Raw genomic sequence first — 18,821 nt, 5'->3', positions numbered from 1 at the left:
CCTGTTACCTTGATACGCACATTACACTATTCAAGGAAAGAGGACGGGTTCACCGGCGTTGCATCCTTGCGGACTTCGAAGTGAACCTGTGGACGCTTGGCGCTGCCAGTCATGCCCGACGTCGCGATGGTCTGGCCACGCTGGACCTTCTGGCCGCGCTGAACGTCGAGGTTTGCGGCGTTGCCGTACACCGTCACCTTGCCGTCGTCGTGGCGAACCAGAACCGTGTTGCCGAGCTGCTTCAGTCCGTTGCCGGCATAGATGACCACACCGTTTTCGGCAGCCTTGATCGGCGTACCTTCGGGCACGGAAATGTTGATGCCGTCATTACGATTGCCATCGACATTTTCGCCGAAGCCGGAGATGACGGCACCGCGAACCGGCCAGCGGTACTTGCCAATGCCTGTAGACTCCGGTGCAATCGAAGCGACATCGGACTTCTTCTCGACATCGCTGACACTTGCTTCGGCAGCCGGCGCCTTTGGCGCTTCTGTCTTGGCAACTGGCGTTTCGACAGCCTTTGCAGCCGCTGCAGGCGCAGTTTCATGTGGCTTGACCGAAGCGGTTTTGATGCCATCCGTTCCGGCAGCTGGAATCGTCAGTGTCTGACCGATGCGGATATTGCCGTCTGCCATGTTGTTGGCAGCCTTCAGATCGGCAACGGAGACGCCGTTTTCGCGGGCAATCTTGGCAATGCTGTCGCCCGGCTTGACCTTATAGCCACCGGTTGGCGGCAGTCCCTTGCCGCCTGGAGGTGTCAGCTTGCCGCTTTCAGCCGAAGCCTTGTCGCGCGCCGCCGTCTGCGCCGGCAGAACCGCAACATTCTGCTCAGGACCACGAGCCGGAGCCGGTGCGTTGTTCTTGCTCAGATCAATGTTGTCGGACGCAGCGCGCGCAGCGTTGCGTGGCTGACCGAAGCGTGGAATGACAATCGACTGACCGGGACGTGCGGCCGATGCCGTCTTAAGACCGTTTGCGTCGAGTAGCGCCTTTTCCGGAACGCCATAGCGTCTGGAAAGCGTGGCGATGGTTTCACCGGAGTTGAGCGTGACGGAAGACGCTCCCTCGGTATGCCAGCCGTTGCTATCGCGCTTGACGGTTCCTGTTGAAAGCGTGTCGGCGCCATTATTGGCCGGTACGCGTGCCGATGCCATGGATGGCGCACGGTTTGCGGTTGCAGACGGCAATGGCTGCGCCATGGCTTCGGTTCTCGTGGCCGGATCACGGCCTGCTGCTGAAGATGGGGCTGAAAGCTCAGCGCGCTGAACCGGCGCGGCGGACGATGCTGCGCGGGCCACCGATGGCTGAACCGAACCGTAACCGCCATTGGCAGCCGGATAGGGCTGATTGGTGGCTGCGTTCTGGCTTCCATAACCGCCCTGCGGTGCGGTTGCATAACCACCGCCATTCATATCGCCCTGTGGAACGGGGGCTTGGCCATAGGCACCAGCACCGTTTCGCTGGGGAATGGACGCGGTCGTCATCTGGTCCGTATTGTTGCTGGAAAAGAGTCCGGAGAAGCGTGTCGCATCCGAGCTGCAACCCGTTGCGACGCTTGCCAGCAATGCCGCTGCGAACATCTTTGCGATTGATTTTCCGATTTTAGGCGAATGACTCATACGCATGACTCGATCTACACTGACGCAAACGCCGCATCGGAATCGATCCGGCTCAACAAACTCTGCAAGGCCCCTCTTCCGAAACGGAAAAACCATGCGTCGATGGAGATGATTAAAGCGCGTTAGTGTTACCACGCCGTTAAAACGTTAAGCACTTCGCATATTTTTTGACACTTCGATAACCATGACGGAATGGGCGCATCGAAAACACGGCCTTGCTTCCGCCAATGATACCGGTGACGACAAGGCGGGTTCCTCCACCCATCGCCAGTTGACGACGGGCCATCGTCCACGCCAAATCCCCGCAGCGCGGCTGAAGGAGGAGCGATCATGATCGACAAGCTGGAATTTTTCATCGCGCTTGCCCGAGCCGGGCACTTCGGACGGGCCGCGGAAGAATGCGGGATTTCGCAGCCGACGCTTTCAGCAGCGATCCGACAGCTTGAGGATCATCTCGGCGTCGTTCTCGTCGTACGCGGGTCGCGCTACCAAGGCCTGACACCGGAGGGCCAGCGCGTTCTCGAGTGGGCGCGAAGGATCGTTGGCGATACACGCACCATGCGTGAAGAAATGCGGGCAGCAAGAAAAGGTCTTGCTGGACATATTAGGATTGCCGTCATCCCTACTGCGCTGGCCATGGTCCCGAGGTTGACGGAACCTTTTCAAGCGCGGCATCCGGACGTCACCTTCTCGGTGACCTCCCGTACCTCCTTGCAGGTTCTCAGCCAGCTTGAAAATCTCGATATAGATGCGGGAATCACCTATCTCGATAATGAGCCACTTGGTCGCGTGACGACGGTTCCTCTCTATTCAGAACGCTATCACCTGATCACCGCTGCTGGCACACCCTTGGCGGATCGCGAAGTCGTGACCTGGAAAGAGGTATCGGACCTTCGGCTTTGCCTATTGACCTCGGACATGCAGAACCGCCGCATTATCAATCAGCACATGGCGGAAGCCGGCGCTCCGGTGAAGCCAACGCTCGAATCCAATTCAATGATCGTTCTCTTTTCTCACATACGAACAGGCAAATGGGCCTCGATCATGCCACGTAACGTAGCGGAATCATTCGGCTTTCCTGAACAAATCAGAATGATTCCGATTTCCGAGCCGGATGCCGAGCATCTTGTGGGCCTCGTAGCGACCCATCGGGAACCGCACACCCCCCTTGTCTCAGCGCTCCTGCACGAAGCAAGGTCGCGCGCTGCGGCATCCGCCTTTGATAGAAATTTTCTATCGATCGACGCGAAGGCGTTATTGACCTGATCCCGTCAATTTCGTCATCTTTGACGAGAGCCAATTTAACGGCTTGCGCATTTGCTTTCGGTCGTCGTTTACCGAAAGCGTGGGTTGGCAGAATTTGAGGTTTCGCCAATCTTGCGTCGGTTTGGGAGGACTGACCATGAACATTCGAGCGGTTGCCGCCACTGAGGCAAGCCGGATATCAGAGATCATCGATCACTGTCGTCACTTGGAAGGGCCCATGCTGCCTATCCTGCATCATGTGCAGGCGGAGTTCGGCTATATTCCAGAAAGCGCCAAGCAGTTGATCGCTTCCGCGCTGAATGTGTCGCGCGCCGAGGTCCATGGCGTCGTTACCTTCTACCACGATTTCCGCGATCAACCGGCAGGACGTCACAGCTTGAAGCTCTGTCGCGCCGAAGCCTGTCAGTCCATGGGCGGCGACCGGCTCGCCGAACGGGCGAGGGCAAAGCTCGGCCTCGACTGGCATGAGACTGCACCTGACGGCTCGGTCACGCTGGAACCGGTCTTCTGTCTAGGGCTCTGCGCCTCTGCTCCCGCAGCCATGCTGGATGGCGAACTTCATGGGCGATTGGACGAACACTGCCTGGACGACATCGTGGCGGGGGTTAGCAAATGAGCATCACCGTCTTCGTTCCCCGCGATGCAGCGGCTCTCGCCGTCGGCGCCGACAAGGTCGCAGCAGCCATCGAGCGTGAAGCAGCCTCCCGCGGCACTTCGATCCGCGTCGTGCGTAATGGCTCACGCGGCATGCTCTGGCTGGAAGTACTTGTCGAGGTAGAGACTGACCAGGGCCGCGTGGCCTATGGGCCAATCAAGCCATCCGACGTTCCTTCTTTGTTCGACGCGGGCTTCCTGGCGGGAGGTGCACATGCGCGTTGCCACGGCCTCACAGAAGAAATGCCATTTCTGAAAAGCCAGACGAGGCTGACCTTCGCCCGTTGCGGCATCACCGATCCTTTGTCTCTGGATGATTATCGCCAGCATGGCGGCCTTCAGGGACTGGAAAAGGCCGTTGCGATGGCGCCTGCGGATATCGTCCGGCAGGTCACTGACAGCGGTTTGCGCGGACGCGGTGGCGCTGGCTTTCCGACAGGCATCAAATGGAAAACGGTCGCGGACGCCGCTGCCGATCAAAAATACATCGTCTGCAACGCGGATGAGGGCGATAGCGGCACCTTCGCCGACCGGATGATTATGGAAGGCGACCCCTTCGTTCTCATCGAGGGCATGGCGATCGCCGGTATCGCGGTGGGTGCCACCAAAGGCTATATCTACACGCGCTCGGAATATCCGCATGCAATCGCTGTCATGGAAGAGGCGATCCGCATCGCCCGTAATGCCGGTATTCTCGGCGCTTGCGTGATGGGCTCGACGTATGCGTTCGACCTTGAAGTTCGCATGGGTGCGGGTGCCTATGTCTGCGGCGAGGAAACCTCGCTTCTGAACAGTCTGGAAGGAAAGCGCGGCATCGTCCGTGCCAAGCCGCCGCTGCCTGCGCTTCAAGGACTGTTCGGCAAACCCACCGTCGTCAACAACGTCATGTCGCTGGCGTCCATTCCGGTGATCATGGCTCGCGGTGCACAGTTCTATCGCGATTACGGCGTTGGCCGGTCTCATGGCACAATCCCGATCCAGCTTGCCGGAAACCTGAAACATGGCGGCCTCTACGAAACCGCCTTTGGCATGACGCTCGGCCAGCTCGTCAACGATATCGGTGGCGGAACTCTCTCCGGTCGTCCGGTCAAGGCAGTCCAGGTGGGCGGCCCGCTCGGGGCTTATTTTCCGCCATCGCTTTTCGACACGGTCTTTGACTATGAGGCCTTCACCGCCGCTGGCGGCCTGATCGGGCACGCGGGGATCGTCGTTTTCGACGAAAGTGTCGACATGCTCAATCAGGCGCGGTTCGCGATGGAATTCTGCGCGGTCGAGAGTTGCGGGAAATGCACGCCTTGTCGCATAGGCTCGACACGCGGTGTCGAAACTGCCGATAAGATCGCGCAAGGGATTGAGCCCGAAAAGAACCGCCAGCTTCTGGCGGATCTCTGCAACACCATGAAGTTTGGCTCGCTTTGCGCGCTGGGCGGCTTCACCCCATATCCGGTGATGAGTGCGATGACGCACTTCCCGGAGGATTTCGCACCCACCCCACTTGTTGAAGCGGCGGAGTGATACCATGACCCTCGTTCCAGAAATCGACTACGGCACACCGGCTTCCAAATCCACCGAAATGGTGACGCTCACCATCGATGGCCGAGAGATTACTGTGCCCGCTGGCACCTCCATCATGCGCGCTTCCATGGAAGCAGGCATTCAGGTGCCCAAACTCTGCGCCACAGATATGGTGGATGCTTTCGGCTCCTGCCGTCTCTGTCTGATCGAGGTGGAGGGCCGAAACGGCACCCCCGCCTCCTGCACCACGCCGGTTGCGCCAGGCCTCGTCGTCCACACCCAGACGGAGCGGCTGAAGCAGATCCGCAAGGGAGTGATGGAGCTTTACATCTCCGACCACCCGCTGGACTGCCTCACCTGCGCTGCCAATGGCGATTGCGAATTGCAGGATATGGCAGGCGCTGTCGGCCTTCGCGATGTGCGCTACGGCTATGAGGGCGACAACCACGTCAAGGCTCGTTCGACCGATGGAGCGATCAACGCGCAATGGATGCCGAAGGACGAGTCTAACCCCTACTTCACCTATGACCCGTCGAAATGTATCGTCTGCTCGCGTTGCGTTCGCGCCTGCGAAGACGTGCAGGGAACCTTCGCGCTGACGATCGAAGGCCGTGGCTTCGACAGCCGCGTTTCAGCCGGCGCGCATGAAGCCTTCCTCGATTCCGACTGCGTTTCTTGCGGCGCCTGCGTGCAGGCCTGTCCGACCGCGACACTGACCGAAAAGTCGGTGATCGCCATCGGTCAGCCGGAACATTCCGTGGTCACCACCTGCGCCTATTGTGGCGTCGGCTGCTCCTTCAAGGCAGAAATGCGCGGCGAAGAGCTCGTCCGCATGGTGCCGTGGAAGGATGGCCAGGCAAACCGTGGCCATTCCTGCGTCAAGGGTCGATTTGCCTATGGTTACGCCAGCCATAAGGATCGCATCCTTAATCCCATGATCCGCGAGAAAATCTCCGATCCCTGGCGCGAAGTCACCTGGGAAGAGGCGTATGCGCATGTCGCATCCGAATTCCGTCGCATCCAAAACCAGTATGGCAAGGAATCGATTGGCGGCATCACCTCTTCTCGCTGCACCAATGAAGAAACCTATCTGGTTCAGAAGCTGATCCGCGCTGGCTTCGGCAACAACAACGTCGATACCTGTGCCCGCGTCTGCCATTCGCCAACCGGTTACGGCCTCGGTCAGGCCTTTGGCACCTCTGCTGGCACGCAGAATTTCGACAGCGTCGAGCATTCCGACGTGGTGCTCGTCATCGGCGCGAACCCCACGGATGGACACCCGGTATTCGGCTCGCGCCTGAAGAAACGGCTGCGCCAGGGTGCCAAGCTGATCGTTATCGATCCGCGTCGTATCGATCTGGTACGTACGCCGCATGTGGAAGCCGCCTTTCATCTGCCGCTGAAGCCCGGCACCAATGTCGCAGTTTTGACATCGCTTGCGCATGTCATCGTCACCGAAGGGCTGTTCGACGAAGCCTTCATTCGCGAGCGGTGTGACTGGTCCGAATTCGAGGACTGGGCTTCTTTCGTTTCCGAAGAGCAGCATAGCCCGGAAGAGACCGAGAAATTCACCGGCGTTCCGGCGGCTGACCTGCGCGGCGCGGCACGGCTTTATGCGCGCGGTGGCAACGGCGCAATCTATTACGGGCTGGGCGTAACCGAGCACAGCCAGGGCTCCACCACTGTCATGGCGATTGCAAACCTTGCAATGGCGACCGGCAACATCGGTCGTCCGGGCGTTGGCGTGAACCCGCTACGCGGTCAAAACAACGTTCAAGGTTCATGCGATATGGGCTCCTTCCCGCATGAGCTGCCGGGCTATCGGCACATTTCTGATGACGCGACGCGCGAAATCTTCGAGAAACTATGGGGTGTCACGCTCAATAACGAACCCGGTCTGCGTATTCCAAACATGCTGGATGCCGCTGTCGAAGGCACCTTCAAGGGCCTCTATGTGCAGGGCGAAGACATCCTCCAGTCGGACCCGGATACCAAGCACGTATCTGCGGGACTGGCGGCCATGGAATGCGTTGTGGTGCATGATCTGTTCCTGAACGAAACCGCCAACTACGCGCATGTCTTCCTGCCAGGATCGACGTTCCTTGAAAAAGACGGCACCTTCACCAATGCCGAACGCCGCATCAACCGCGTGCGCAAGGTCATGAGCCCGAAGAACGGCTATTCGGACTGGGAAGTGACGCAGAAGCTCGCGCAGGCGATGGGGCTGGACTGGAATTATACTGATCCGTCTCAGATCATGGATGAAATCGCGGCGACGACGCCAAGCTTTGCGCGCGTGTCCTATGATTATCTTGAGAAGAACGGCTCCGTTCAGTGGCCTTGCAACGAAAAATTCCCGCTCGGCTCGCCCATCATGCACATCGATGGCTTCGTGCGCGGTAAGGGCAAGTTCATCCGCACGGAATATGTGGCGACCGACGAGCGCACAGGGCCACGCTTCCCGCTGCTGCTGACAACGGGCCGCATCCTGTCGCAGTACAATGTCGGTGCGCAGACACGGCGGACCGAGAACGTCGTCTGGCACGAAGAAGACCGGCTGGAAATCCACCCGCATGATGCGGAGCAGCGCGGCATCAACGATGGTGACTGGATCAAGCTTGCAAGCCGGTCGGGCGATACGACGCTGCGCGCGCTGATCACCGATCGTGTGTCGCCGGGTGTGGTCTATACGACGTTCCATCACCCCGACACTCAGGCTAATGTCATCACCACCGACTTCTCCGACTGGGCAACCAACTGTCCGGAGTACAAGGTAACGGCGGTCCAGGTCTCGCCCTCTAACGGTCCGACGCAATGGCAGGAGGAATATGAAGAGCTGTCCCGCCAGTCCCGCCGTATCGTTGCGAAACTGGACGCTGCGGAGTAGGACGGGGGATGCAGCGAACCCCCAGCAGAACGATCGAAGAGTGGCGCTTCCGGCAGGGACGGATCGAGGCGGGTCACCGCATTGTTCCGGAAGAAGTGCCGATCGCTTTTTCCTACGGCGGCTCCACGCACGCCGTGATGATGGCAACGCCTGCGGATCTTGTCGACTTCGCATATGGCTTCTCGCTGGCCGAAGAGATCATAACCTCGGCGCAGGATATTCTGGAGGTGGAGCTAGTCGAGGCTGGGCGCGGGATCGACGTGCAGATCACGTTGCGGGACGCGACTGCCGATGCGCTTGTGGCGCGCCGTAGGCGTATGGCGGGACCAGTAGGCTGTGGCTTGTGCGGCATTGAGTCGATCGACCAGGCAACCCGCTCTGTCAGAACGGTAAACGACCCAGCATCGCGCTGGCAGCCGCGACAGGTCAGCGAGGCCATCCGCATGCTGGCAGACGGGCAGAGCCTCAATCGCGAGACTCGCGCCGTCCACGGCGCGGGTTTTTACCGACCGGAAGGCGGCATTGTCGCCATTCGTGAGGATGTCGGGCGGCACAATGCTCTGGACAAGCTGTCTGGCGCGATCCTTCGATCGGGGCTGTCTGCACTCGAAGGTATTGTAGTGGTTACGAGTCGTCTTTCCGTGGAGATGGTTCAGAAAACGGCTCTCCTCGGCTGCCCCGTTCTGGTCGCGATTTCGGCGCCGACGGCGCTCGCCATTGAGACAGCAGACGGATCCGGGATCAGCCTCATCGGCATTGCACGCGGCGATGAATTTGAAGTGTTTACCAGACCCGATCGTCTGGCATCGGGGGAGACCAGTCATGTCGCTTAGTCACACAGATGAAAAACTCGTTCGCATGGCGAACCAGATTGCCACCTTCTTCCTCTCGCAGCCACAGGACGTGCAGGTGGACGGTGTCGCCACTCATATCAACAAATTCTGGGAGCCGCGCATGCGGCGGCGTTTCTTCGAGATGATCGATGGCAGCCACGAAGGATTTCTGCCGCTGGTTTTGACCGCAGCCAAACAGATCAAGCGTCCGGAAGATCCGACGTCGCAGGCAGTCGGACTTGGTTCAGATGCTGCAAAGGGCGCGCCGGGCGGAAAGGGAGTAGTGGCGGGAGAGTCGCTGTCGGAGCCCAGCATTCCACCAAGTGGAGCATGAGAGTGAAGGGCATCGTCACCGGGTCCACCTACTGTCACAATGCCGTTGAAAAACAAATGGAGGCCACCGGCTCTCCGATTTCTCACAGATTTTCAATTCATTGATGGTCGCTCATTGCATTTGAGCGACAATCATTAGAGTAGTCCTGACATTCCAAGAGGGAGGTATTGTCGATGGCAGTTACAGGCGTAAGCGGAGGAGGCATGGCGGGGACCGGTCTTCTCGATCGAGAGCGAATCATCGCCAAACCCGGATTCAATCGTTGGCTGGTTCCGCCCGCCGCACTGGCCATTCACCTGTGCATCGGTATGGCCTACGGCTTCAGCGTATTCTGGCTCCCTTTGTCGAAGGCTCTTCCCGCCACAGATCCAAGCTGCTCGAGCTTGACGCTGATCGGTGCCCTCTTCACGACTGCCTGTAACTGGCGCGTGGCAGATCTTGGGTGGATTTACACTCTGTTCTTCGTTCTCTTGGGCTGCTCTGCGGCCATCTGGGGCGGTTGGCTGGAGCGTGTCGGCCCGCGCAAAGCCGGCTTCGTTTCCGCGTGCTGCTGGTGCGGCGGTATTCTCGTCGCGGCGATCGGTGTCATGACCCATCAGTTGTGGTTGATGTGGCTCGGTGCAGGTGTCATCGGTGGCGTGGGCCTCGGGCTTGGCTATATTTCGCCCGTATCGACGCTGATCAAATGGTTCCCGGACAGGCGCGGCATGGCGACGGGCATGGCCATCATGGGATTTGGCGGCGGCGCGATGATCGGCGCTCCACTCGCCAACCTGCTGATGGGCCATTTCAAGACCGATACGACCGTTGGCGTCTGGCAGACCTTCGTCGTCATGGCGCTGATCTACTTCGTCTTTATGATGGCCGGTGCTTTTGGATACCGCATCCCACCCGCTGGCTGGCGCCCGGAAGGCTGGACGCCGCCTGCTTCCAAGAGCGCGATGATTACCACGCGCCACGTGCATCTGCGTGACGCCCACAAAACCAAGCAGTTCTGGCTGATCTGGGCGGTTCTTTGCCTCAACGTTTCTGCGGGCATTGGCGTGATTGGCATGGCTTCCCCCATGCTGCAGGAAATCTTTGCCGGTTCTCTCATCGGAGCGCCAGGTGTCGCCTTCGCAGACCTCGATGCAGCGCAAAAGGCACAGATTGCGGCGATCGCAGCAGGCTTCACCGGGCTTTTATCGCTCTTCAACATTGGCGGCCGTTTCTTCTGGGCCTCGATGTCAGACAAGATTGGCAGAAAGAACACTTACTTCTGCTTCTTTATTCTTGGCATTGTGCTTTATGCGCTTGCACCGACGCTTGCGCTGATGGGCTCGAAGGCTCTCTTCGTCCTTGCCTTCGGCATCATCCTGTCCATGTATGGCGGTGGTTTCGCCACCATCCCGGCCTATCTCGCGGATATCTTCGGCACACAGTTTGTCGGCGCCATCCATGGTCGCCTGCTGACGGCTTGGGCAACGGCTGGTATCGTTGGTCCCGTCGTGGTCAACTACATCCGTGAGGCACAGATCGCCGCTGGTGTCGCACCGGGCCCTGCTCTCTACACCAGCACGATGTACATCCTAGCCGGCATGCTGGCGCTCGGCCTCATCGCCAACGCCTTCGTCAAGCCACTCTCCGACAAGTGGTTCATGTCAGACGAGGAAGTCGCCTCGCTTCAGGCAAAGACCGCGGCGGCCAATGCCGGCCCGACAGGCTCCTTCGGCATCGGCAAAGGCGGTTTCGATGGTAAGGCGGCTCTCGCCTGGGCCGCAGTCGGCCTCCCGCTCCTGTGGGGTGTATGGGTTACCCTGAAGAGCAGCTTCGCGCTCTTCGGGTAAGTGCAGCAAGACAGGTCAAAGATCATCGGGAGCCGGTGTAAGCCGGCTCTTTTTTTAGCCACTTTGAAGCCATCTGGGCGCGTCGTGACCTTAAGCTTCGCTCATATGTCTTTATCGCATGACGTGACCACAAAACCGCTGCACAGTCCGACGCGACAGGCTCTAAAGATAGGTTGCGATGTGGGATTCGATTGGCAGGAAGGGTGTTTCAAAAAGCTCTTCGCGCTCGAAGCGACTGCCGGTCTTTGAAAAGCGGGTCATCACGCAGCGTCCATCTTCAAGTATGATCGGGGCAATCATCATACCGCCGGACACGATCTGTTCAGTGAAGAAGCGCGGCATGGCGGAAAAGGCGGCGGTGGAAACGATCCGATCGAAGGTTCCCTCACCCACAAGACCGTTCGAACCATCGGCCTGACGGATGACCACATTGCGGATGCTGAGATCGTCCATCCGATTCTGTGCCGCTTGAACCAGCGTTTTGTATCGCTCCACGGAGAGTACACGTTCCGCACGTCGCCCAAGGACCGCGGTCATGAAGCCGCTACCCGTGCCGATTTCAAGCACACGCTGGCCGGGCTTCACCTGGAGCCGGGCGATGATCTTCACCGCCATATCGGCGCCTTCCATGAAGGCTCCGCAGTCGATGGGGATTGTGCGGCTGCAATAGGCGTCTGCGGCGAGAGGCGCCGGAACGAAGAGAGAGCGTGGCGTCTGCTCGACCGCCGTCAGAAGATCGAGGTCGGAAATGCCCGCGGCCCGCAGTCTGAGGACAAGCGCAGCGAAGCCTTCTTTCTCCACCATGGGCGATTTCAATCGTTTGCTCCGAATCCAAGTGCCTTGGCGATCCGATCCTTGACCGAGTAGTCGGTAAGGTCAAGCTTGAGGGGTGTTACCGAAATCTTGTTGTGCTTGACGGCATGGATATCGGTGCCCTCCATGAAGGTACCGAGGCGTTCGCCGAAACGCAGCCAGTAATAGGGTAGACCACGGCCATCATGGCGCTCCTCCACCATCAAGCCAAAGTCGAGCTTGCCTTGTCCCGTTACGCTGACACCTTGGACGTCTTCGGGTGCGCAGTTTGGGAAGTTGAGATTGAGAAAGGTACCATCCGGTAGATCGACCTTGCTCAACTTGCGAATGAGATCCGGCGCGTAAGATTCGGCAACCTCCCAGGGAACGACCCGCTCGGCTGTACCCGTATAGGCGTAGGCTTGGCTCAGCGCGAAAGAGCGGACACCCTGAAGCGTGCCTTCGATCGCACCCGCGATCGTTCCCGAATAGGTCACGTCGTCGGCCATATTGGCGCCGGAATTGACACCGGAGAGAACCAGATCTGGCTTACCGGGAAGAACTTCACGGATGCCCATGATAACGCAATCGGTCGGCGTGCCGCGTACCGCGTAATGCTTGTCCGATATCTTGCGCAAGCGAAGCGGCTCGGAGAGCGTCAGGGAATGGGCAAGACCGCTCTGATCGGTTTCCGGCGCAACGATCCACACATCGTCAGACAGCGTGCGGGCGATGCGCTCCAGCGCTGCCAGACCCTCCGCGTGGATGCCATCATCATTCGTCAGTAAAATCCGCATGATCTTCTCCCTCGTTGCTTCGTCCCGTGCCACCACCGCACCAGCAACCGCTCAACCGGAAGGCAAGCCTAGCGGGTACACTCCTCATGGCAGAGGTGACTTTCCGCGCCGGTGACGCGGAGAGCAGAATTCAGAACTCAGGCTGCCTTCTCGATTCGCTTCAAACCGCCCATGTAAGGCAGCAAAACGTCCGGAATGGTGACCGAGCCATCTTCGTTCAGATAGTTTTCCAGAACCGCGATCAGGCAACGTCCGACGGCGGTACCCGAGCCGTTCAATGTGTGAACGAACGTCGTGGCCTTGTCGCCCTTGCCGCGATAGCGCGCATCCATGCGTCGTGCCTGGAAATCGCCGCAGAGGGAGCAGGAGGAAATTTCACGATAGGTGTTCTGGCCGGGCAGCCAAACCTCGAGATCGTAGGTCTTGCGCGCGCCGAAGCCCATATCACCGGTGCAGAGCGTCATCGTGCGGAAATGCATGCCAAGACGCTTCAGCACTTCTTCGGCACATGCCGTCATGCGCTCATGCTCTTCAATCGAGCTTTCAGCATCGGTAATCGACACAAGTTCGCACTTCCAGAACTGATGCTGGCGCAGCATGCCGCGGGTGTCGCGACCGGCGGAACCTGCCTCCGAGCGGAAAGAAGGCGTCAACGCCGTGAAACGAAGCGGTAGCTTTTCCTGTTCGAGAATTTCACCGGCAACCAAATTGGTCAGCGTCACTTCCGCGGTCGGAATGAGGTATCGTCCGTCCGTCGTCTTGAACAGGTCTTCCTCGAACTTTGGCAGATTGCCCGTTCCATACAGCGTTTCAGCACGCACCATAAGCGGCGACGAAACTTCCGTATAACCGTGTTCGCTGGTGTGCAGGTCAATCATGAACTGACCGAGCGCACGCTCCAGCCGGGCAATCTGGCTGGTCAGCACGGTGAAGCGAGAGCCCGAAAGCTTGGCAGCACGATCGAAATCCATGTAGCCCAGGGCTTCACCGATCTCGAAATGCTCCCTCGCCTGGTGGTTCCAACCGGGTTTCTGGCCAACGACGCGCGTCACGACATTGTCGTTCTCATCCTTGCCGACCGGTACACCGTCCAGCGGGATATTGGGAATGCGCGAGAGGGCATCGTTGAGCTGACCGGTAACCTGACGGTCTTCCTCTTCCAGCTTCGGCATGCTGTCCTTGATGTCAGCGACCTCGGCCTTCAGCTTCTCAGCCAATTCAGCGTTCTTCTGCGCCATGGCAGCGCCGATCTCCTTCGAGGCGGCATTTCGGCGAGACTGCATGTCCTGCAAGGTCTGGATGACGGAGCGGCGCTTCTCGTCGAGCGCAATCAGGCCCGCGGACTGAGGTTCGGCTCCGCGCTTGGCAAGCGCAGCATCGAAGGCTTCAGGGTTTTCGCGTATCCATTTAATATCGTGCATCGTCGTTCCAGACCGTGGTTTTTGCGTCTTGGCTTGTTGGAAAACAAAACGCCGGGACAAATGACCCGGCGTCTGGAGAAAAGCGTTCGAGAACCGTTAGACCTCTTCGGGGCCTTCAAGCTCCCGTCCAGCAACTTCGGCAGCGCGCTTCTTCTCCACGAGTCGAGCCATATAGATTGAAACCTCGTAGAGAAGGATCGCTGGCAAGGCAAGACCGATCTGGGACATGGGATCGGGCGGTGTCAGAACGGCAGCAACGATGAACGCGGCAACGATCGCAAACTTGCGCTTTTCTCTCAGCCAGTCGCTTGTCAGCAATCCAACGCGTGCCAGAAGCGTGGTGACGACCGGTAACTGGAACACAAGCCCAAAGGAGAGGACGAGCGTCATGATGAGGCTCAGATACTCAGACACCTTCGGCATCAGCGAAATAGCCACCTCGCCATCTTGCGGCAATTGCTGCATGGCAAGGAAGAACCACATCACCATGGGCGTGAAGAAGAAATAAACGAGAGCGGCGCCGAGGAGGAACAGCAGTGGAGAAGCGATAAGGAACGGCAAAAAGGCCGCGCGCTCATTCTTGTAGAGGCCGGGTGCCACGAACTTGTAGAGCTGTGACGCAACCACCGGAAAGGAAATCACCATGGCTCCGAACATGGCGACCTTGATCTGGGTGAAGAAAAATTCCTGCGGAGCCGTGTAGATCAGCGAGGATTTCGCAACATCCAGACCGGCCCAGATGACCGCCCACTTGTACGGAATAACGAGTAGATTGAAGAGATGCTTGGCAATTGCGAAGCACGCAAGGAAAGCGATGAAAAACGCGCCGAGCGACCAGATAAGCCGGGTGCGCAGTTCCATGAGGTGTTCGATAAGCGGCTGCGGCTTATCCTCGGTATCCTCACTCATGCTTCATCCTTCTTGGCCTTGACGGTCCGGGTCTTTTTCAACGGCGTTTCTGCGGCAACGTCATCGGATCTGGCGCTTTCGATTTTCGCCTTTGTGACGCTCTGCTTCTTCGGCGTTACGGTCCTTGTCGTTTTCGATTTTGCCGCCGTTGCAGCCATCTCTGTAAGTGCAGGTGTAATGGCGGGTTCGGCTTCCATTTCAGCGATGGAGGCAACCTTCGGCTTCTTTGCATCAGCCATGGCGGCTATGGTGCGAGACGCACGTTTCGGTTTTGCGGCAACCGTTTCCGCCTCGACTTCCTGAGCAGACTTGGCGGATGCCTTCCGATTGCGCTTGGGCTTCTCGGCGATGGAATTCGCGGTCACCGTTGCATCTGTGGCGATCGAACTGGTGGTGCCGGATGCTGTCGCAGGATACAGGGCGGAAGGCGGCGTATCCGGCAACCTCATTTCGGGCTCGGACAGCGTAACCGCAGGTGCATCGGCCGGAGCGCTGGTTGCAGGTCCAGATGGTGGCGTTGCAGCATTCTGCAGGTCGGAGCGGATGTCATTGCCGAGCTGGCGCAGCGGGTTCATCGCATCGCGCAGAGAATTGGTCGGGTTGAGATTGCGGACATCGGCGATCGTCTGGCGCACATCGTCCATGTCGGCCTCTTTCATGGCCTCATCGAACTGAGCGCGGAAATCCCCCGCCATCTTGCGGAAACCGGCCATCGTCTTGCCAAAGGCACGGATCATGGGTGGCAAGTCTTTCGGGCCAACAACCACGATCAGGACGATCGCGATCACCAGCAACTCGCTCCAGCCGATATCAAACATCAAAAAGCTCCCGACACGCGCACCGACGCGCCATGATCCTCAAGGCGCGAAGACCAGGGTGACGACGTTTCCGTCCCACCCCGCGTCAATTACTTGATCTCGTCAGCCTTATGATCAACCGTCTTGGCATTGACGTTGGTATCGGAAGGCGGAGGTGTGGCATCGTCATCGGCCATGCCTTTCTTGAAGCTCTTGATGCCCTTGGCCACGTCACCCATCAATTCGGGAATTTTGCCCCGGCCGAAAAGCACTAGCACAATCACCAGAACGATCAGCCAGTGCCAAACACTAAAAGAACCCATGACGCAAACTCCCTGAATTTTGCTTTGCAACGATGTAAGACGTTTGCAGGGCTTTTTCAAACGACAAAATGGCTATTCAACAAAGTAAGCGAACCGCAAATGCTGTGATGCCACAGCACGTCGACACATCTGCGTGATCACTATGCTGTTGCAACAAAATCAATCATCTGGATCGCCGCCACTCGGTGCAAGCAGGCCAAGCTCCTCTAGATCGAGCTGCGTGATCGGGTCTTCGTCCTCGGTCAGTTCGTCGCTCATGGAGGGAATCGGAATTCCGAAATTCGGAGGAACGCGACCGGACAAGAGGCCTGCGCCCTTCAGTTCATCGAGACCCGGAAGGTCTCGCAACTCCTCGAGGCCGAAATGATCGAGAAATTCGACGGTCGTTCCCATCGTAACCGGACGCCCAGGCGTGCGGCGACGGCCGCGAAAACGCACCCAACCTGCTTCCATCAAAACGTCCAGCGTTCCACGCGATGTTTGGACACCGCGGATATCTTCGATTTCAGCGCGCGTGACAGGCTGATGATAAGCGATGATCGCAAGCACTTCCAAAGCAGCCCGGGATAGCTTCTTCGGCTCCTTCTCATCGATATGTATGACGAAGGACAGATCACCAGCCGTGCGAAACGCCCAGTTGCCGCCCACCTGCACAAGATTGACGCCGCGTGTTGCGTAAACCTGCTTCAACCGGTTCATCAGAGGTGGCACATCGACACCGCGCGGGATACGCTCAGCGATGAACGCTTCCGACACGGGTTGCGCCGAGGCGAACACCAAGGCTTCGGCAATGCGTTCCGCCTCGGCTTCAAGACGCTGCGAGACCGAGCCGCCCCTAATCTCTGCTGTGTCTTCAGCGACGTCGTTTTCTTGGTCAGCTTCATTCGGCATCATCGGCCCTTTCAGAACGTTCCTTCGCTCTAACCGAGCCTTTACGCATGAAAATCGGTTGAAACGCGCCATCCTGGCGAATTTCCAGTGACCCGTCCCGCACAAGTTCCAACGACGCTGCGAATGCGCTTGCAATGGCGGTGGCGCGCATAGAGGGATCGGGCACATATTGCAGGAGATACCGATCAAGTTCCGTCCATTCTCCGATCTCACCCAACATCGAGGTGAGCAACTCACGGGCCTCGACAAGCGACCAGACTTGGCGTTTCTCGATCGTGACCTGGGTGATGGCCTGACGTTGGCGAAGCGTTGCATAGGCGCTCAAGAGGTCATAGAGGCTCGCCTCAAACGCAGAGCGGCTACGGTGGGGGATATGCTCGGGCGCACCACGAGCGAAGATATCGCGCCCAAGCTGATCTCGGTTCACCAGCCTCTCGGCAGCGTCGCGCATGGCCTCCAGTCGCTTGAGCCTAAAAGCAAGGGTCGCGGCCATTTCTTCGCCGCTCGGCCCTTCATCCTTGCTTTGCTGGGGGATGAGCAGCTTGGACTTGAGAAAAGCGAGCCACGCCGCCATGACCAGATAATCGGCTGCAAGCTCGATACGCACCCGCCGGGCGCTTTCGACAAATTGCAGATATTGCTCCGCCAGCGCCAGAACCGAGATGCGGGAGAGATCGACCTTCTGGACGCGGGCAAGATGCAGAAGCAGATCGAGCGGGCCTTCAAAGCCCGCCACATCGATCATCAATGCCGCCTCGCCTGTTGCGCGCTCAGGCTTCACATCCTGCCAGAGCTTGTCCATCGGCGTATTGCCGCGCGATTTTTCTGCTGCCATGGTTCTCTTCGCCGGACCTTTCGCTGACGCTCCGGCCGGCGGTGCATCAGGCAACCGCAAGCATCGCGTTGAACTCTTCTCTCAAGCTTGTCTCATCGGCATCGTCCGGCTTCGGGAAGCCCATTTCCACAGCTTTGGCACGCTCGAGAGACCGGCCCGAAAGGACAGGAACTTCCTTCACGACCTGCAGCATTTCACTCATCACGCCGTTGCAATGCAAGACCATATCGCAACCGCCAGAAATAATATTGGCGGCACGTTCGCCGAGCGTACCTTTGAGTGCATTCATCGAACTGTCGTCGGACATCAGCAGTCCGTCAAAGCCGATACGCCCACGAATGATTTCCTGGATGACTTTCTTTGACGTGGTTGCGGGACGCTCGGGGTCGACTGCCTTGAACACGAGATGCGCGCTCATGCCCATCAGTTCCTGATTGAGAGCACGGAAGGGTACGAAATCATGTGTGTCGAGATCGTCGAGAGCAACGTCAACGACCGGCAGTTCGTGATGGGAATCTACCATACCGCGTCCATGACCTGGCATATGCTTCATGACCGGCAGCATTCCACCTGCTTTCAAACCATCGGCGGCCGCCTGCCCCATTTCGGTTACCATCGTCGGATCGAACCCGTATGCACGGTTACCGATAACGTTGCTCGCGCCTTCCACCGGTACATCGAGAACGGGCAAGCAATCGACGGTAATGCCGAAGCGCGTCAGGTCGAAAGCATGCAGGCGCGACATCAGCCATGCTGCACGCAGACCTTTATCCCGATCGCGCGTGTAGATCTCGCCGAGGGCCTGTGCATTGGGATAAGACTGGAGAATTGGTGGACGAATGCGCTGAACGCGTCCCCCCTCCTGATCTATCAGCACGGGCGCGTCGGGCCGTCCCACCGCATCACGCATGGAGGCAACCAGATCGGTGATCTGCTGCGCATCACCAATATTGCGACCAAAAAGAATGAAGCCCCAAGGTTGCTCTGCCTTGTAAAGGTCGATTTCCTCCGCGGTCAGCGTCAGGCCGCTACAGCCAAGGATCATAGCTTTCGATTGGGTCATGATGTCGGTCCTGTGCATGAGGTCGAGTTGGAGCGTGGGATATTCTTATAAAAAAAGCC

General features: G+C 58.6%; 17 protein-coding genes. 7 read left to right on the top strand and 10 right to left on the bottom strand.

Going from position 1 to position 18,821, the window contains the following annotated elements; all coding sequences use genetic code 11:
* Positions 1-26 precede the first annotated feature (26 nt).
* Positions 27-1,580 (bottom strand): peptidoglycan DD-metalloendopeptidase family protein, encoded by a 1,554-nt coding sequence (locus tag QZ862_RS06610; protein ID WP_296098585.1) that lies wholly within the window; start codon positions 1,578-1,580, stop codon positions 27-29.
* A gap of 369 nt (positions 1,581-1,949) precedes the next feature.
* Here QZ862_RS06610 and QZ862_RS06605 point away from each other — a divergent pair, with 369 nt between their 5' ends.
* From QZ862_RS06605 to QZ862_RS06575, 7 genes are all read left to right on the top strand, one after another.
* Positions 1,950-2,885, top strand: a complete 936-nt coding sequence (locus QZ862_RS06605) for a LysR family transcriptional regulator (protein ID WP_296021953.1) — start codon at positions 1,950-1,952, stop codon at positions 2,883-2,885.
* Between the two features lie 136 nt (positions 2,886-3,021).
* Entirely contained in the window at positions 3,022-3,501 is a 480-nt protein-coding gene (locus tag QZ862_RS06600; protein ID WP_296098368.1) for a formate dehydrogenase subunit gamma, read from the top strand.
* Positions 3,498-5,054: an NADH-quinone oxidoreductase subunit NuoF gene (locus QZ862_RS06595; protein WP_296098366.1), complete on the top strand. Its 1,557-nt coding sequence runs from the start codon at positions 3,498-3,500 to the stop codon at positions 5,052-5,054. The genes QZ862_RS06600 and QZ862_RS06595 overlap by 4 nt, the downstream gene beginning before the upstream one ends.
* Before the next feature lie 4 nt (positions 5,055-5,058).
* On the top strand, positions 5,059-7,941 hold the full coding sequence (fdhF, locus tag QZ862_RS06590; protein WP_296098364.1) for a formate dehydrogenase subunit alpha: 2,883 nt from the start codon (positions 5,059-5,061) through the stop codon (positions 7,939-7,941).
* A gap of 8 nt (positions 7,942-7,949) precedes the next feature.
* Positions 7,950-8,774: a formate dehydrogenase accessory sulfurtransferase FdhD gene (fdhD, locus tag QZ862_RS06585; protein WP_296098363.1), complete on the top strand. Its 825-nt coding sequence runs from the start codon at positions 7,950-7,952 to the stop codon at positions 8,772-8,774.
* On the top strand, positions 8,764-9,108 hold the full coding sequence (locus QZ862_RS06580; protein ID WP_296098360.1) for a formate dehydrogenase subunit delta: 345 nt from the start codon (positions 8,764-8,766) through the stop codon (positions 9,106-9,108). The genes fdhD and QZ862_RS06580 overlap by 11 nt, the downstream gene beginning before the upstream one ends.
* A gap of 173 nt (positions 9,109-9,281) precedes the next feature.
* Positions 9,282-10,934, top strand: coding sequence for an OFA family MFS transporter (locus QZ862_RS06575; RefSeq protein ID WP_296098359.1), 1,653 nt, complete (start codon positions 9,282-9,284; stop codon positions 10,932-10,934).
* 162 nt (positions 10,935-11,096) lie between these two features.
* On the opposite strand, the gene QZ862_RS06570 is transcribed toward QZ862_RS06575, so the two are convergent.
* From QZ862_RS06570 to nagZ, 9 genes are all read right to left on the bottom strand, one after another.
* A complete protein-coding gene (locus tag QZ862_RS06570) occupies positions 11,097-11,750 on the bottom strand; it encodes a protein-L-isoaspartate(D-aspartate) O-methyltransferase (RefSeq protein ID WP_296098357.1) in 654 nt (217 codons plus the stop codon).
* A complete protein-coding gene (gene surE, locus QZ862_RS06565) occupies positions 11,747-12,523 on the bottom strand; it encodes a 5'/3'-nucleotidase SurE (protein WP_296098355.1) in 777 nt (258 codons plus the stop codon). Before surE ends, QZ862_RS06570 begins: the two co-directional genes overlap by 4 nt.
* A 137-nt stretch (positions 12,524-12,660) precedes the next feature.
* The gene (gene serS, locus QZ862_RS06560; RefSeq protein ID WP_296098352.1) at positions 12,661-13,944 is read right to left on the bottom strand and encodes a serine--tRNA ligase; all 1,284 of its coding nucleotides are present in this window, start codon (positions 13,942-13,944) and stop codon (positions 12,661-12,663) included.
* Between the two features lie 96 nt (positions 13,945-14,040).
* Positions 14,041-14,853, bottom strand: coding sequence for a twin-arginine translocase subunit TatC (gene tatC / locus QZ862_RS06555; RefSeq protein WP_296021930.1), 813 nt, complete (start codon positions 14,851-14,853; stop codon positions 14,041-14,043).
* The gene (tatB, locus tag QZ862_RS06550) at positions 14,850-15,671 is read right to left on the bottom strand and encodes a Sec-independent protein translocase protein TatB (RefSeq protein ID WP_296098350.1); all 822 of its coding nucleotides are present in this window, start codon (positions 15,669-15,671) and stop codon (positions 14,850-14,852) included. Before tatB ends, tatC begins: the two co-directional genes overlap by 4 nt.
* An 89-nt stretch (positions 15,672-15,760) precedes the next feature.
* Positions 15,761-15,973: a twin-arginine translocase TatA/TatE family subunit gene (locus QZ862_RS06545; RefSeq protein WP_296021926.1), complete on the bottom strand. Its 213-nt coding sequence runs from the start codon at positions 15,971-15,973 to the stop codon at positions 15,761-15,763.
* Between the two features lie 159 nt (positions 15,974-16,132).
* Positions 16,133-16,864, bottom strand: coding sequence for an SMC-Scp complex subunit ScpB (scpB, locus tag QZ862_RS06540; RefSeq protein ID WP_296022155.1), 732 nt, complete (start codon positions 16,862-16,864; stop codon positions 16,133-16,135).
* Positions 16,854-17,699, bottom strand: coding sequence for a ScpA family protein (locus tag QZ862_RS06535; protein WP_296039462.1), 846 nt, complete (start codon positions 17,697-17,699; stop codon positions 16,854-16,856). The genes scpB and QZ862_RS06535 overlap by 11 nt, the downstream gene beginning before the upstream one ends.
* Positions 17,700-17,745: 46 nt before the next feature.
* Positions 17,746-18,762, bottom strand: coding sequence for a beta-N-acetylhexosaminidase (gene nagZ, locus QZ862_RS06530; RefSeq protein WP_296098347.1), 1,017 nt, complete (start codon positions 18,760-18,762; stop codon positions 17,746-17,748).
* Positions 18,763-18,821: the final 59 nt, after the last annotated feature.

The sequence above is a fragment of the uncultured Agrobacterium sp. genome, assembly GCA_913777615.1.
Taxonomy (GTDB): domain Bacteria; phylum Pseudomonadota; class Alphaproteobacteria; order Rhizobiales; family Rhizobiaceae; genus Agrobacterium.
This window is presented reverse-complemented; position numbering and strand designations above follow the sequence as displayed.

Excerpts from the sequence above, each read along its gene's own strand:
- QZ862_RS06610 (WP_296098585.1), bottom strand. The coding sequence starts at position 1,580 with ATGTTCGCAGCGGCATTGCTGGCAAGCGTCGCAACGGGTTGCAGCTCG.
- QZ862_RS06605 (WP_296021953.1), top strand. The coding sequence starts at position 1,950 with ATGATCGACAAGCTGGAATTTTTCATCGCGCTTGCCCGAGCCGGGCAC.
- QZ862_RS06600 (WP_296098368.1), top strand. The coding sequence starts at position 3,022 with ATGAACATTCGAGCGGTTGCCGCCACTGAGGCAAGCCGGATATCAGAG.
- QZ862_RS06595 (WP_296098366.1), top strand. The coding sequence starts at position 3,498 with ATGAGCATCACCGTCTTCGTTCCCCGCGATGCAGCGGCTCTCGCCGTC.
- fdhF (WP_296098364.1), top strand. The coding sequence starts at position 5,059 with ATGACCCTCGTTCCAGAAATCGACTACGGCACACCGGCTTCCAAATCC.
- fdhD (WP_296098363.1), top strand. The coding sequence starts at position 7,950 with ATGCAGCGAACCCCCAGCAGAACGATCGAAGAGTGGCGCTTCCGGCAG.
- QZ862_RS06580 (WP_296098360.1), top strand. The coding sequence starts at position 8,764 with ATGTCGCTTAGTCACACAGATGAAAAACTCGTTCGCATGGCGAACCAG.
- QZ862_RS06575 (WP_296098359.1), top strand. The coding sequence starts at position 9,282 with ATGGCAGTTACAGGCGTAAGCGGAGGAGGCATGGCGGGGACCGGTCTT.
- surE (WP_296098355.1), bottom strand. The coding sequence starts at position 12,523 with ATGCGGATTTTACTGACGAATGATGATGGCATCCACGCGGAGGGTCTG.
- serS (WP_296098352.1), bottom strand. The coding sequence starts at position 13,944 with ATGCACGATATTAAATGGATACGCGAAAACCCTGAAGCCTTCGATGCT.
- tatC (WP_296021930.1), bottom strand. The coding sequence starts at position 14,853 with ATGAGTGAGGATACCGAGGATAAGCCGCAGCCGCTTATCGAACACCTC.
- tatB (WP_296098350.1), bottom strand. The coding sequence starts at position 15,671 with ATGTTTGATATCGGCTGGAGCGAGTTGCTGGTGATCGCGATCGTCCTG.
- QZ862_RS06545 (WP_296021926.1), bottom strand. The coding sequence starts at position 15,973 with ATGGGTTCTTTTAGTGTTTGGCACTGGCTGATCGTTCTGGTGATTGTG.
- scpB (WP_296022155.1), bottom strand. The coding sequence starts at position 16,864 with ATGCCGAATGAAGCTGACCAAGAAAACGACGTCGCTGAAGACACAGCA.
- QZ862_RS06535 (WP_296039462.1), bottom strand. The coding sequence starts at position 17,699 with ATGGCAGCAGAAAAATCGCGCGGCAATACGCCGATGGACAAGCTCTGG.
- nagZ (WP_296098347.1), bottom strand. The coding sequence starts at position 18,762 with ATGACCCAATCGAAAGCTATGATCCTTGGCTGTAGCGGCCTGACGCTG.